The sequence below is a fragment of the Clostridium gelidum genome, from assembly GCF_019977655.1.
Lineage (GTDB): Bacteria > Bacillota > Clostridia > Clostridiales > Clostridiaceae > Clostridium > Clostridium gelidum.
The window spans coordinates 4,275,732-4,290,905 of sequence record NZ_AP024849.1 but is presented as its reverse complement, the minus strand read 5'-3'; the positions used below and the strand labels follow the sequence as shown (position 1 = coordinate 4,290,905).

The window sequence follows — 15,174 nt, the reverse complement described above, 5'->3', positions numbered from 1 at the left end:
TTTTGTGTTAGTTTAGGTCTTTTTTAATAGCAATAGGGATATAGAAAAATAAGTTGAAATAAATTTAAACCAACTTTCTTATTAGATGAGATATTAAATATCGATCTTTTGGGAAAATCAACTCTTAAGCAAGCTGTAAATTTAGTAACCGAAGCGTCAGCAGAATCCTTTAGAAATGTGAGTAAACAAAATGACTCTTTAGTGCTTTGCAATCCTAGTCATCAAACAATTAAAAATCGTGTATCTGATATTGGAGAACTTTTAAAAAGTTCTGAAGTGGAAAGAATACAAAAATATTTTAACAATGAACTGAAAGGTGAAAATCAAGTAGAAATTCTTTTTGAAGAAAAGGACGGACTATTTTTATCAATACAAGGTGAAAAAAATAAAAAAGAAATTAAATTAGTTAAAGTTTATGAAGGGTGGCAACCAGAAACAGTTGAAAGTAAAAGATATAAAACTATAAACACGCTATATTTTGCAGGATATGATAAACCAGAACAATTTGATGCTGTTGTCAATAGTGGAATTGCTCAAATATATAATATGGACTATTTAAAAACTAGAATCTTAAATGGTGATGGAGCTGCTTGGATAAGTAAGGAAATTGATATAGATGAATCAGTTCAATATCAATTAGACTTATTTCATATTTACCAAAAAGCTACAAGAAAGATTTCTAATTTAGATGATAGAAAGATAAATCCATTTAGTGTATGTTACACGAGATTTAGCTAGGAGAGATAAAATATTAAAATTGCAATGCAAAAAAACGAAGACATGATTAATCAACATTTCGGAAAGAGTAAGAGCTTTCAAATTGTAGCAGTAGAGGACAACAAGATAACTGAAACTAAAGAGCTATCCACTGAAAATCTTCAACACAACCATGGTGGACTTACGGACTTACTTAGGAAAGAAAAAGTTAATTTAGTTATTGCTAGTGGAATTGGTTAAAGAGCTTTGGATGCATTAAAGGAAGCCAATATTGAAGTTATAAGAGGCGCTTCAGGTAAAATTGAAGATATAATTACTTCATATATAAATGTAAATTAAAATATAAGAATGTCTTATATAATAATGATTATGGAGATTATCATCAACATGAAACCAAAAGCTTCAATTTTAGATCCAGAGTATACATACTCAGTACCTAAAAATCAAACAGCAGATATTATGAGTCATATTTTTGGAAATTATTTTAGCCATACACAAGGTGTAGGACTTGCAATACTAACACCTCATTGGATGAAATATTCTTTAGATGATACTACTGTTAATAAATTTGCACAATATGGAATAAATGTTTGGAACATAGATAAAAATTTAGAAAATTTCGAAATAGCAAATATTGCAATAGAGAAAACAACTCAATTTTTTAAAGAACTCGGAATTCCAAGTACTTTAAGAGAAGTTGGAATTGAAGAAGAAAAATTCGAAATAATGGCAAAGAAAGCTATGAATCCATATTTTAAATATGCCTTTAAACCACTTGATGAAAATAATATTATTAACATTTTTAAAGCGGCATTTTAATTTTATGTGTATTTATAACTAAGTTGTAATGTTAATTAATTGGATTATTTAAAGCGTTAAGTAATAAAATAAATATAAATTTAATGAATTAAAAATAAATTGCCTTTCTTGTTAAATTGCAAAAAACTATTTAGTAAGAAAGGTAATTTATTGTCGCGAAGAGAGAGCAAATCATGCTAGATATATGTAGCTAAATGACAAAAACTTGTCGTAAAATGCAATTATACCATTTGTTTTGTATAATAAGCATAAAAAATATTACTTGAAGATATAGATATTTACTAGTAAAAAATAAAATGTTAAAGTAATATTGTAAGTTGGTTGTGAAAAAATAAAAGCATAAAAACAACTTAAGCTACTAAGGTTTAAATAATTACATAAAAATATTAAGAAAGCATAAAAAGTTCCGCTAACTGTTCACGTTAACAAATTGTTATTAATTAAAATAAAAGGGGGATATACATTATGAAAAATATCAAAAAATTATGTTTAATGGCAGCTCTAGGAGTAATGGTTACAGGAGGAAGTTTATTACCAAGTACAACTGCTTATGCAGCTACAACTATCCCAGTTACTGTAGGAGGTTCTTTAGAAGCTGCTATAGCTAACGCTAAACCAGGAGATACTATTACTATTAGTGGAACTGTAACAGCTGGTTCAATAACTGTACCATCAGGAGTAACAATAACAGGTAAAACTGGGAAAGGCAAAATTGATTTCTCTAAAACTGGGAAAGTTAACGGAAAAAGAGGATTTGTGGTTAATGGTACTGGATCTACTATTGCAGATTTAGAAATTTATAATGCAGGTGATAATGGGATATATGTAGAAGGAACAAAAAACTTTTTTACAAACTTAAATGTTCATAATAATAATGATGCAGGAGTTCAATTATCAAACGGAGCTTCTTATAATACATTAACAGGAGTTAATTCTCATGACAATTGCGATCAGTATAAAACAGATAAAACAAAGTTGGGTGAAAATGCAGATGGATTTGCAATTAAATTACACTCAGGTGTAGGAAATATATTAACAGATTGTACAGCACAAGGAAATTCAGATGATGGATATGACTTATATGCTGCTCATGGAGCTGTAAAATTTACAAACTGTAAGGCTATTAAAAATGGAATTTGTAACGGAATAAAAGGTGATGGAAATGGATTTAAAGTTGGAGGAATAGATAATAAAACTCCAGGTCAACCTGCACATGCAGATGCATTAAATCATGTACTTATTGGTTGTACAGCATCAGGAAATACAGGAGCTGGATTTGATAGAAATAACCAAACTGGTGTTGTTACAATGACAAGATGTAATAGTGACAATAATCTTTTAGGTAATTATCAATTCCCAGCTACAGGTACACCATCTGCTTTAGGAAAGACAATTACATTTGGTACTGCTATAATTGATGGGTGTACATCTACAGGTGCAGGAGCAAACAAAAATAATCTTTCAGGAGCTAAAGTAACAAATAGCCCAACTGTAAAATAGCATAGATACAGACGAAATAACAATGGATAATATTTCATTAGCTAAATTGGCAGGAAATTATCTAGATTTTAAAAAGTATACTATTGAGCTCATAATTAAACATAATATTATTTTTTAATAATAAAACAAGGTAAGGAAATATGATTATTATAGTCATATTTCCTTATTTTATTATTAAGTATTTTACATAAACTATGAAAAAACATAAATTTGCATGAGTGGAACTAATTATATAGTTGTTGAGGTTCAGCCTGCTTTAGATAATCAATCAAGTGGAGTAATAACATCGTACTGGAATTCCAAACGGAGCTAAGGTAGCTTCAAATCGTGTAAATCCAAAGGTGTTTTATGGATTCTTAAATGGAAAATTATACAGAAGTAATGATGGTGGGGCAACATTTAAAGAGACAAATGCAAGTGGAATTCCTAAGACTGGAATAGATGAGTTTAAAGCAGTTCCCGGCAAAGAAGGTGAAATATGGTTAACTAGTGGAAGTGAAAAAGAAGGAATATATGGAATGTGGCACTCTAAAGATTATGGTGAAACATTCACAAAGATCGAAGGAGTACAAGAAGTTGACACAATTGGATATAGTAAAGCAGCAAGTCAGGTTATGTTTCAATATATACAAATACTAAAATAGGCAATGTTCGCCAATTAAAATATAATTGTAATTAATAGAAGAGAGGATTATAGAAAATGAAAACGTTTATACAAAAGGAGTTAATTGTCAAGTGTAATGCACAAAATATGATAATATTAGCTTAAATGTAAATTTAGGGAATATAATAAGTTATATGACATGAAAAAGACAGTATGTGATAATTGAAACAAAAAATGTAAAATTAGTGAGATAATAAGGTTACAATCTTTATTAAAAAAAATTAGATATTATTTTTGATATCGATTGTATATACTTAATAAAAAATTATATATTAGGGGGTGAAAAGGGGAAGTTTTTAATCATAAAGATTTAACTATTTTATTAAAAAAGAAGTGAAAGGATGATTTCAATGAAAAGATTAAAAATTTTTACTATCATGGCAGCAGCAGTAATTTCAGCAAGTTTATATTCTGCACCTGGATTTGCAGCTAATACAAACAGTAAGATGGGTTTAGAATTAACAAACGTGTCAGCGCAAGCATCTACAAATTCAATAACTGGAACCTATAAAGTTACGAATACAGGGAGTGAAACAATTAACTTATCAGATGTAAAGATAAGATACTATTATACAAATGATAATAAAAAAGGAGAAGAATTTCATTGTTATAGTGCCAACATAACTAATCAATATAAAGATATTACAACATACGTAAAAGGAACAGTTGTAAAAATGGAAAGCCCTATTGAAAACGCTGACACCTATATTGAAATAAGTTTTGATAGTGCTGCTGGAACAATTACACCAGGAGATACAGTGTCAATTCAAAGCGCTTTAACTAATAGTGAGTGGTCAAATTATAATCAAAGTAATGATTATTCATACAATAAGGCAGGTAATGTTACTGTATTAGTTAACAACATAGTAACATGGGGAACTTTACCAGATAAAGGAAGTGTTACAGATTCTAAACTAAGCGAAACAAATGTAGTCGTTAACAAAACAAGTTTATCTGACATAAATATTAATATGGAACTTAATGGGAATACCTTTGAAGGTATTACAGATTTAATAAAAGATACAGATTATAAGGTTAATGCTGCAGGTTCCGTAGTAATCAAACAGAATTATCTTTCAAAACTACCAGCAGGAGATAAGATATTGACATTTAATTTTAGTAAAGGGGCAGCTCAAAAATTAAATATTAGTGTTATTGATTCAGATGAAATTGACTCATTAATAACAACAACTTCAGGAGTTTACTATAAAAATAACAAGGCAGATATAGATGTTGGAATGACATTGAATGGTAATACATTGGTTGACATTAAAAATAAAGATGTAATTCTAAAAGCAGGTACTGATTATATACTAAATGGAAATATAGTAACATTAAAACAGGCTTATTTAGATACTCTTGTAGATGGACAAGCTACAGATCTTACATTTAATTTTAGTAAAGGGAAATCGAAGACTTTTGTTGTTACTAGTGGTCAAATAAGTCAAAATCTAATTGCAGGTATAGGGAAAATTGAAGCAAAACCTGGAGATACTATAAATTTACCTGTTACACTAACTGGAACACCAGAAGCAGGAATAGCAAACTTTGGATATAGAATTAAATATGATCCAAATGTAGTTGAAGTAGTAAAAGTAGAAGCCGGCACTGCAATTACAAATCCAAGTGTAAATTTTGTATATGGTGTATATCCAGATACAAAAATAATATCTGTAATATTTATGGATAATGCTATGAATGATACAGAAACAATAAAAACTGATGGAGTATTAACAAATATCCAATTAAAAATAAAAGATACTGCAGCAAAAGGATCAACAGCAATTGAATTTAATAATGATGATCATTCGTTCTATGACATTAATGGAAAAGAATTAAAAGTTGATTTTGCTAGTGGAAGTATAAATATTAAATAATAATGTAAACAGAACTATTAATTTATTTAGATGTTTGTGTATTTTAATTCAAGAACAATATTTTAATTAGATTTAATTAAGGTATTGGCTAAATTTTAATAAAAATTAAGATTTAGCCAATACAAAACAAAAAATTATAATAGGGGGTATTTACAATGATAAAGGCGAAATTAAAAATAATAGTTGCATCTATTATGTGCTCAACAATTTGTTTTACATCAGTATTTAGTAGTGCAGCTATGGCAGCTACAATTGAAAAGGTTTCAACAACTACTACAGCAACTGATGAATACCAACAACGTTTTATAAGCTTATGGGGAAAAATCCATGATTCAAAAAATGGATATTTCAGAGATATAACTCAAGATGGAAAAACTTTGAAGGTTCCTTATCATTCAGTAGAAACATTAATGTGTGAAGCACCTGATTATGGGCATGAAACAACTAGTGAAGCTTATAGTTACTATATGTGGTTAGAAGCAATGTACGGAAAATTCACAAATAATTGGTCTAATTTTGGAGATGCATGGGAATCAGCAGATAAATACATCATACCTCATGGCCAAGATCAAACTGGAATGAATTCATATAAGCCTGATAGTCCAGCAACACTTGCAAATGAATATCCAACTATAAATAAGTATCCAAGTAAATTACAATTTGGAGCGCCAGTTGGAAAGGATCCAATTAGTAGCGAATTAAAGAATGCATATGGATCAAGTGAAATGTATGGAATGCATTGGCTTCTTGATGTTGATAATTGGTATGGATTTGGCAACCGTGGAGATGAAAAAAGTACGGCACCATCATATATAAATACTTTCCAAAGAGGACAAGAAGAATCATGTTTTAAAACAATACCTCAACCTTCATATGAAGCATTTAAATCAGGCGGAAAAAATGGGTTCTTAGATTTATTTACAGGAGATAATAATTATTCTAAACAATGGCGCTATACAGATGCACCAGATGCAGATGCACGTGCGATACAGGCAACATATTGGGCTGATGAATGGGCAAAGTCTCAAGGTAAAGATGTTAGTAAATATGTAACTAAGGCAACAAAAATGGGAGATTATTTAAGATATTCTATGTTTGATAAATACTTCAAACCTATTGGTGTAGGAACAGATAATCCGTCAAATACTAGTCAATCTTATTTAATGTCATGGTACTATGCTTGGGGCGGTGGAGCTGATGGTGGCTGGTCTTGGAAGATTGGAAGTAGTCATAATCACTTTGGATATCAAAACCCAATGGCAGCATGGGTATTGTCAAAAGATAGCGACTTTAAACCTAAATCAACAAATGGTCAATCTGATTGGGATAAGAGTTTAGATCGTCAATTAGAATTTTATCAATGGTTACAGTCTTCAGAAGGCGGAATAGCAGGTGGAGCAACTAATTCATTAACTACAGAAAGTGGAAGTTATAGCAAATATCCAGAAGGAACACCAACCTTCTATGGTATGGCTTATGACTGGGCACCTGTATATCGTGATCCACCAAGTAATAACTGGTTTGGTATGCAAACATGGTCAATGCAACGTGTTGCTGAACTTTATTATAAGACAGGAGATAAGAGAGCAGAAGCAATACTTGATAAATGGTCAAAATGGGTTAAAAGCGTAGTTAAACTTAATGCAGATGGAACTTATGCAGTACCAAATAACTTAACTTGGTCAGGAGAGCCAGATACATGGGATGGAAATTATACAGGCAATTCAGGTCTTCATGTTAAGGTAAAAGATTATTCACAAGATATTGGAGTAACATCATCATTAGCTAATACATTAATGTACTATAGTGTAGGAAAGAGTAAGCATTCAACTTATGATGCATCTTATACAAATTTAGCAAAAGAACTTCTTGATCGTATGTGGAATTTGAACCAAGATGATAAAGGATTATCAGTTAAAGAAGAACGTGCAGATTATAGCAAAATGTTTGACACAAAAGTATATACTCCAGATGGATGGACTGGAAAAATGCCTAATGGTGATGAAATTAAATCTGGTGTAAGTTTCTTAGATATTCGTTCTAAATACAAACAAGATCCTGACTTTGCAAAAGTAGAAGAGGCTTATAAGAATGGAACTGCACCAACATTTAAATATCATCGTTTTTGGGCAGAATCAGAAGCAGCTATAGCAAATGGTACTTTTTCAATTTTATCAAAAGAAATAATTGATAATAAATTACCTGGAGATGCAAATGGAGATGGAGCAGTTGACATTCAAGATTATATTACATTGCAAAAATATATATTAGATCCAACAGTTCCAATAAAAGCTGAAAATGTTGATTTAAATAATGATACAAGAGTTAATTCAGCAGATTTATTTTTATTAAGAAAAACTGTACTTGGGAATGAGTAAAATAATAAGGGATAAATAGGGGGAACAATAATGATAAGAAAAAAAGTCGTATGTTTAATAGCTTTAGGAGCTATTATGATATCTTCATGTATGCCACCAGCCTTAGCTAATGCAGCAAGTAGTAATTTAGTTGGTGCAGGAAACTTAATAAGAAATAGTACTTTTGATAGCGGAGTAGGATTACCATGGACTCAAGTTGAAACTTACCCAGCTCATGGAGAATTTGATATTTCTGATGGTAAATTTAACATAACTGTAATAAAACCAGATGAGGCAAGATCAAAGGACACAAGATGGGCTATTCAATTTCGTCATAGAGGATTAGTACTTGAGCAAGGTCACACTTATGATGTGTCATTTACAGTAACACCTACAGTTGACTGTAAAATTTATCCTAAGATTGGTCAACAAGGGGATCCTTATAAAGAATATTGGAATAATAATTGGGAACCGATAAGCTTAAAAGCTAATGTTCCTACAACATTTAATAGAACTTTCAGGATGAATGATGCTACAGATAAGCAATGTGAATTTGCATTCCATCTTGTTGGGGATTGTACAGGAGCTACGCTTCCATATACAGTTTCTTTTGATAATATATATGTTAAAGATCCTCAATTTAAAGGATACGAACCTCCAATATTAGAACCAACAAATGCTGTTCGTGTTAATCAAGTAGGATACTTTACAAATCTTGAAAAGAAGGCTACTGTAGTTTCTAGTTCAACTATACCTATAGCATGGAGACTATTAAATAGTAGTAATACTGTTGTAAAATCTGGAATAACAACCGTATTTGGAAAAGATTCAGCATCAGGCGATAAGGTTCATACAATTGATTTTTCGGATTACAAAACAGAAGGAACTGGCTATAAATTAGAGGTGGATTCTGCAGATGTCTCGCCTAAGGAAAGTATGAAATTTAAAATTGGTACAGATTTATACACGCAAATGAAATCTGATGCTATAAAATATTTTTATCATAATAGAAGTGGTATTGATATAAAAATGCCTTACAGTGGAAGAGCTGATTTAGCTAGACCAGCTGGACATCCAAGTGACGTAGTAAGTAATGCACCAGGTACTTGGTATAATGGAAATTATACTTTGGATGTAACAGGCGGGTGGTATGATGCTGGAGATCATGGTAAATATGTAGTTAATGGTGGAATATCTACTTGGACAATGATGAATCAATATGAACGTGCATTATATAACAAGCAAGATATGACAAAAACTCCTTTTGGAGATAATACAATAAATATTCCTGAAAGTGGAAATGGAAAGCCAGATATTCTTGATGAATCTCGTTGGAATTTAGAAGCACTTTTAAAGATGCAAGTACCAGCTGGAAATGAATTGGCGGGAATGGTGCATCATAAAGCACATGACGAACGCTGGACAGCACTTGCAGTACGTCCAGATCAAGATCCTCAAAAACGTTTTATACAACCACCAAGTACAGCAGCTACATTAAATCTTGCAGCTATTGCAGCACAAGGAGCTCGTACTTGGAAAACTTATGATAATTCTTTTGCAAATAAGTGTTTAAGTGCAGCTGAAAAAGCGTGGGATGCAGCTGTCGCTCATCCAGATATATATGCACCACTTACAGGTAGTGTTGGAGGTGGAAATTATGGAGATGATCATGTTGAAGATGAATTTTATTGGGCGGCATGTGAACTTTATACAACAACTGGTGAGAGTAAATATTTAGATTATATTAAGAATTCTAAATATTATTTACAAATGCCTACAAAGTTAACTGGAGGAGAAGACAAAGGAGTATCAGGTTGTTTTAACTGGGGAAATATACAAGGACTAGGAACAATAACTTTAGCACTTGTTCCTAATGGGCTGCCAAAAGAAGATGTAAATACTGCAAGAAACAATATTAAAGCAGCAGCAGATACATTTATTGATATTGAAAATAAAGAAGGTTATGGTACACCTATGAGTGAGAGCCCAGTATCTGATACTACAAGTAAAGGATATCCTTGGGGATCCAATTCAACTGTTGCAAATGAAGCTATTGTAATGGCATATGCAAATGATTTTAGCGGTAAAACAGACAGCAAATATATTAATGGAACAGCTAGAGCTATGGATTATTTATTAGGTTGTAATGCAAATGTACAAAGTTATATTACAGGATATGGTAGTAATCCACTTGAAAACCCACATCATCGTTTTTGGTCATATCAAGCAGATAACTCATTTCCTAAAGCACCAGCAGGATGTATGTCAGGTGGTCCAAACTCTGGATTAGAAGATCCATGGGTTAAGGGCTCAGGTTGGAAGCCAGGTGTAAAACCAGGAGCTAAATGTTTTATGGATAATATAGAATCATGGTCTACAAATGAAATTACAATTAACTGGAATGCACCTTTTGCTTGGATTACTTCATATATGGATGATAATGGAGGGACAAATATATCTGGTAGTGGTATAAAGGGTGATTTAAATAGTGATAGTGAAGTTGATAGTATGGATTATATAGCATTACAAAAATATATAATGGATCCTTCAAACAGTAATATAAACACTGCGAACGCTGATTTAAATAGTGATGGAAAAATAAATACAGCAGATCTTTTTGCATTAAGAAAAATTATTACAAGTAATTAAAAAAAATGTTTCATTTATAAGAAAATTATAGTATAATTTTCTTATGTTAACGATAACAATACGTTTTAATTAATAATATTTATTATGTTCTAAGTTAAAATGTTGGTACAGAAACTAAAAATAACTTGGATTATTATAAATAAATTTTTAAAATAAAATATTATAATAGGAGGACTTAAAATGAAAATTACTAGAATTAAAAGCTTTTTAGCACTATCTCTTTCTGCAGTTGCAATGCTTGTTGCAACTACTGCATCTACGATGTGTGGTAGTCTTTGTGAGGAACCTAAGATGCCAAAATCATTATACAAGGTTGATTAATTATAACTTACTTGTAAATCCATAGTAGATAATAAAAAAAACGCTTGATACATAATTTTAATTATGTATCAAGCGTTTTTTTATACTAAGGAATACTCAAAAAAATAAAGAAATCTTAAAATAAGAAAATACTGTCGCAAATGTTAATAAAAATTAAAAATATGAAATAGTGAGCAATTGTGTATTATTTAGGATTTTTAGTGGAGAAAGGTACGTACTAGGCGGATAATAGAGATATGAAAAGCTAATGAATAAAAAGAACATAAGTTTAATACTTCCCATTTTATTAATTATAACAGATTAAATTGTTTTTTATAAAATTATATAATAAAGGAGTAGATGATAATAATGAAAAGAAGAAAAGCAGTAGCACTTCTAGTAGCTTTAGCAGTAACAAGTTCATTTCTGCCAATGATAAATGTACATGCAGAAGATACAGCTAAAATTAATGTGAGAATTGATACAAGTGCAGACAATGTTAAAATTAGTCCATATATTTATGGGGCTAATTATGATTTTGATGGGAATGAAGGTACAATTCCACAAGTGGCAACTGGAAGCAGGCTTAGTGGAAATAGGCTAACAGGATACAATTGGGAAAATAATGCGTCTAATGCAGGAAGTGACTGGAAGCATACCAGTGATAATTATTTAAATATGAATAAACCTTATAATACTCAAAACATTCCAGGAAAAGTAGTCACAGACTATCAAGATGAAATACTGAATAATGGATCAAATTATTCCATTGTCACTTTACCCATGGCAGGATATGTTGCTAAAGATAAAAATGGAATTGTAAGTGAAGCAGAAACAGCAGCTTCAGCAAGATGGGATCAAGTTAAAGTGAGAAAGGGAAGTAATTTCTCTGAAACACCAGATTTAACTGACAATTATGTTTATATGGATGAATTTGTAGACAAGCTTATATCTAAATATGGAAAATCATATACTAATACAGGTATTAAAGGATATAGTCTTGATAATGAACCAGGACTTTGGGCTAATACGCATCCTAGAATTCATAAAGATAAAGTAACCTGTGCAGAACTTATATCTAAAAGCACAGAATATTCAAAAATGGTAAAAGATATGGATTCAAGTGCAGAAATATTTGGACCAGTTTTATATGGAATGGGTTCATATCTAGATTTAAATAGTGCACCAGATTGGAATAATGTAAAAGGAAATTACAAGTGGTTTTCAGATTATTATTTAGATAACATGAAAAAAGCATCTGAAAAAGAAGGAAAAAGACTATTAGATGTATTTGATATTCACTATTATTCAGAAGCTACAGGTGGAGGAATCAGAGTAACTGAAAGTAATGATACTAATGTTGATTGTAATAAAGCTCGTATCCAATCAGCGAGAACATTATGGGATCCAACCTATAATGAGGATAGCTGGATTGGTAAATGGCAAAGCTCTAATCTTCCTATTATTCCTAAAATGAAAACTTCAATTGATACTTATTATCCAGGAACAAAATTAGGAATAACAGAGTATAATTTTGGTGGAAATAATCATATATCAGGCGGAATTGCTCAAGCTGATGTATTCGGTGTATTTGCTAATCAAAATGTATATTTTGCAGCATTATGGCCATTTAGCGGTAAAAGTGATTATACACAGGCAGCATTTAATTTATATAGAAATTATGATGGTAAAAAGTCAACTTATGGAGATATAAAAGTTAAAGCTGAAATTTCTGATGTTGAAAATTCATCTGTATATTCTGCATTAGACAGCAAGGATGCTTCTAAATTACATGTAATAATTATTAATAAAAATTATGATAAGCCTATGACAATGAACTTTAACATAGCTGGAAATAAAATTTATGGATCAGGAAAGGTGTGGGCTTTTGATGAAAGCAGTGCACAAATTACAGAAAAAGCTCCTATAACCAATATTACAGATAACAAATTTGAATATACAGTTCCCAAATTAACAGTATGCCATATAATATTAGATCTTAAGCAAAATGCAGATCCGAGCACATTTGTAACTGGAGATGTAAATGATGATAATACAGTTGATATAAGAGATTATACAGCCCTACAAAAATATATAACTGGAGAAGCAATTAATATAAATAAGGAAAATGCAGATATAAATAAAGATACAAGAATTAATACAGCAGATCTTTTAGCATTAAAAAAGATAATCTTAGGTGTTTAAGTTTTTATTTGTTGTTTATTATTAATTCCTGCTTAAAAATACAATTATCGATTGTAGTATTAAAAAGAATATTTTTATAACGGTTATTAATAATATCTTTTATATTATTTAAGCCAATACCTCTGTTCTCTCCCTTGGTAGAAAAGTTTTTTTCATAAAGTTTATGAATAGGAGGTGTTGAGCTTAAACATGAATTAGATATGTTTAATATAATTTCAGTATCAGTTTTTATTATAGCAAAATGAATAAATTTATTATCACATAAAATACTAGATTCTATTGCGTTATCAAGCAAAATACCAGTAATTCTACAAATATCAATAGTGCTCATATTAATAGTATCGATATCATCAATTAGCTCTACTGTCACGTCTATTCCTTGTGAATGAGCATTATTAATCTTTGAAGACACTAACGATTTTAATGGGCTTATTTTAACATGAGATAGCAAAGATAATGATATATCTTTATTTATAATTATATTGCTTCCGGGTAATAAATCATTATAGTAAAATTTTTTTAAGCCATCCATATCTTGTTTTTCAATATAGGTTTCTAATATTGAAAGTATATTTAAATAATCATGTCTAAAACTTCTTAAATCTGAATACGTATTTTCAATCATATTTGTATAATCTTTTAATTGCAAATATTCATTAGCTTTATATTTATTTAATAAAGAGCGAAATCTGTAATACAGAATAACTACAGCAAATATAAAAAATATAGATAAAGTTAGTGCACTATATAACATACGTGAACTATCCAATGAGTTTGGGATAGTGGATAAAAATATGTGGTGAATTAAAAATACAATTAATATAATACTAAAAAAAAATGTGATGGAAGATTTCTTGAGGCTTTCAAAACTAATATCAAATTTATTAAAAATATTTAGGAAAATTAGTCTAGTTAATTTACTAAGAATAAAGGTACTAAAAAGAAGACAAAGTTGAGATAGTAAATCTGGTATAGAATAATTACTTATATCAGCAATGCTATATTTTAGAAAAGATATAAATACTACTCCTGTAATAATGTCTGAAATTGATATCATTACCCATATTAAACCAGTAAGAAGAATAGAAATAACAACTTTTTTATATATTATTAATAAATAGATAAAAAGAACTAGAGGTATTAAAAATAAAACGTTATTAATATGATTAAGCAGTAAATAACTATATAACATATATACTATTAATGAATATATAAATAATATCTTCTTATTTGGCTTTATAAAAAAAGTAAAGTTAAGAACTGGAAGTAGGAACATAAGAACTAAAAGCAAGGGGTAAATTATTTTAATTGCTAATGTAGGCATTTTTTCAACAACCCCTTTAAATATCGTAATGATACATAACACATTTCATCATTTGTCATTTCTATAACCATATTACTTTTATCTATAGATTTTATCTTTTTTGTATTAACTAAATAGGATCTATGAGTTTTGTAAAAATCAGAAGATACTGTTTTTTCAATATTTTTTAAGGTACCATAAAATTCTGATTGACCATTATGTGTGTGAACAGAAATTTTATGCTCCGTACCAGCAGTTTCGAAAAATAAAATATCTTTAAAATCTAAAAAAAGTATATTGTTACCAACATCTATTGAAATTGTATTATCAACTTTTGTGTTAGCAGCAGTTAAATTATTATGTACCGCAATAAGACAATCTGAAACTTTAGTTTTTAATACATTAATATCTCCTTTAATTATATAATCAAGAGCTTGTACTTTATATTGAAAAGTAAGTAAGGTTAATTCAGCATGACCTGTTAAAAATATAATATATCCATTAGGATCATAAGTTCTTATTAATTTTGCTAATTCAAAACCATTAAGGTCACTATTTAAATCAATATCTAAAAAATATATAAAACTACTTGTACGATTATCAATATGTCGAATAACTTCATAAGGATTACCTGTAGAAAGAGCAATTTTACAATCGAATTTTTCAATTTCAGAATTGAGAATAGATATAAGTTGTTTTCTTTCATGGATATTATCTTCGCAAATTATAATGTTATTCATAGATTCTCCCCCTTAAGTTACAAATTAAAATATGAAATATAAC

At 29.8% G+C, this 15,174-nt stretch carries 10 protein-coding genes and 2 pseudogenes; 10 read left to right on the top strand and 2 right to left on the bottom strand.

Features of this window, described 5'->3' with window-relative positions:
• Positions 1-84: 84 nt before the first annotated feature.
• From psyc5s11_RS19655 to psyc5s11_RS19610, 10 genes and pseudogenes are all read left to right on the top strand, one after another.
• Positions 85-738, top strand: a pseudogene (locus tag psyc5s11_RS19655) (UPF0236 family transposase-like protein); the annotation flags it as partial.
• A gap of 24 nt (positions 739-762) precedes the next feature.
• On the top strand, positions 763-957 hold the full coding sequence (locus psyc5s11_RS19650) for a NifB/NifX family molybdenum-iron cluster-binding protein (protein ID WP_224034177.1): 195 nt from the start codon (positions 763-765) through the stop codon (positions 955-957).
• A 144-nt stretch (positions 958-1,101) separates the two neighbouring features.
• Positions 1,102-1,536: pseudogene (locus psyc5s11_RS19645) on the top strand (NADH-dependent alcohol dehydrogenase); the annotation flags it as partial.
• A 465-nt stretch (positions 1,537-2,001) separates the two neighbouring features.
• Complete coding sequence (locus tag psyc5s11_RS19640) at positions 2,002-3,036, top strand: right-handed parallel beta-helix repeat-containing protein (protein WP_224034176.1); 1,035 nt, start codon at positions 2,002-2,004, stop codon at positions 3,034-3,036.
• 341 nt (positions 3,037-3,377) lie between these two features.
• Positions 3,378-3,680, top strand: a complete 303-nt coding sequence (locus psyc5s11_RS19635; RefSeq protein WP_224034175.1) for a sialidase family protein — start codon at positions 3,378-3,380, stop codon at positions 3,678-3,680.
• A 370-nt stretch (positions 3,681-4,050) separates the two neighbouring features.
• On the top strand, positions 4,051-5,577 hold the full coding sequence (locus psyc5s11_RS19630; protein WP_224034174.1) for a X2-like carbohydrate binding domain-containing protein: 1,527 nt from the start codon (positions 4,051-4,053) through the stop codon (positions 5,575-5,577).
• A 155-nt stretch (positions 5,578-5,732) separates the two neighbouring features.
• On the top strand, positions 5,733-7,955 hold the full coding sequence (locus psyc5s11_RS19625; RefSeq protein WP_224034173.1) for a glycoside hydrolase family 48 protein: 2,223 nt from the start codon (positions 5,733-5,735) through the stop codon (positions 7,953-7,955).
• Between the two features lie 30 nt (positions 7,956-7,985).
• Positions 7,986-10,583 carry a glycoside hydrolase family 9 protein gene (locus tag psyc5s11_RS19620; protein WP_224034172.1) on the top strand — a complete coding sequence of 866 codons (2,598 nt, stop codon included), beginning with the start codon at positions 7,986-7,988 and terminating at the stop codon, positions 10,581-10,583.
• Positions 10,584-10,763: 180 nt separating this feature from the next.
• Positions 10,764-10,904 carry an AgrD family cyclic lactone autoinducer peptide gene (locus psyc5s11_RS19615; protein ID WP_224034171.1) on the top strand — a complete coding sequence of 47 codons (141 nt, stop codon included), beginning with the start codon at positions 10,764-10,766 and terminating at the stop codon, positions 10,902-10,904.
• Positions 10,905-11,252: 348 nt separating this feature from the next.
• Complete coding sequence (locus psyc5s11_RS19610; RefSeq protein WP_224034170.1) at positions 11,253-13,088, top strand: glycoside hydrolase family 44 protein; 1,836 nt, start codon at positions 11,253-11,255, stop codon at positions 13,086-13,088.
• A gap of 4 nt (positions 13,089-13,092) precedes the next feature.
• On the opposite strand, the gene psyc5s11_RS19605 is transcribed toward psyc5s11_RS19610, so the two are convergent.
• Positions 13,093-13,713: a sensor histidine kinase gene (locus tag psyc5s11_RS19605; RefSeq protein WP_224034169.1), complete on the bottom strand. Its 621-nt coding sequence runs from the start codon at positions 13,711-13,713 to the stop codon at positions 13,093-13,095.
• A 686-nt stretch (positions 13,714-14,399) separates the two neighbouring features.
• Complete coding sequence (locus psyc5s11_RS19600) at positions 14,400-15,131, bottom strand: LytR/AlgR family response regulator transcription factor (RefSeq protein ID WP_224034168.1); 732 nt, start codon at positions 15,129-15,131, stop codon at positions 14,400-14,402.
• Between the last annotated feature and the right edge of the window lie 43 nt (positions 15,132-15,174).

What these genes read in the sequence shown, in the direction of transcription:
- psyc5s11_RS19650 (WP_224034177.1), top strand. Translation starts at nt 763, where the DNA reads ATGCAAAAAAACGAAGACATGATTAATCAACATTTCGGAAAGAGTAAG.
- psyc5s11_RS19640 (WP_224034176.1), top strand. Translation starts at nt 2,002, where the DNA reads ATGAAAAATATCAAAAAATTATGTTTAATGGCAGCTCTAGGAGTAATG.
- psyc5s11_RS19630 (WP_224034174.1), top strand. Translation starts at nt 4,051, where the DNA reads ATGAAAAGATTAAAAATTTTTACTATCATGGCAGCAGCAGTAATTTCA.
- psyc5s11_RS19625 (WP_224034173.1), top strand. Translation starts at nt 5,733, where the DNA reads ATGATAAAGGCGAAATTAAAAATAATAGTTGCATCTATTATGTGCTCA.
- psyc5s11_RS19620 (WP_224034172.1), top strand. Translation starts at nt 7,986, where the DNA reads ATGATAAGAAAAAAAGTCGTATGTTTAATAGCTTTAGGAGCTATTATG.
- psyc5s11_RS19615 (WP_224034171.1), top strand. Translation starts at nt 10,764, where the DNA reads ATGAAAATTACTAGAATTAAAAGCTTTTTAGCACTATCTCTTTCTGCA.
- psyc5s11_RS19610 (WP_224034170.1), top strand. Translation starts at nt 11,253, where the DNA reads ATGAAAAGAAGAAAAGCAGTAGCACTTCTAGTAGCTTTAGCAGTAACA.
- psyc5s11_RS19605 (WP_224034169.1), bottom strand. Translation starts at nt 13,713, where the DNA reads ATGATTGAAAATACGTATTCAGATTTAAGAAGTTTTAGACATGATTAT.
- psyc5s11_RS19600 (WP_224034168.1), bottom strand. Translation starts at nt 15,131, where the DNA reads ATGAATAACATTATAATTTGCGAAGATAATATCCATGAAAGAAAACAA.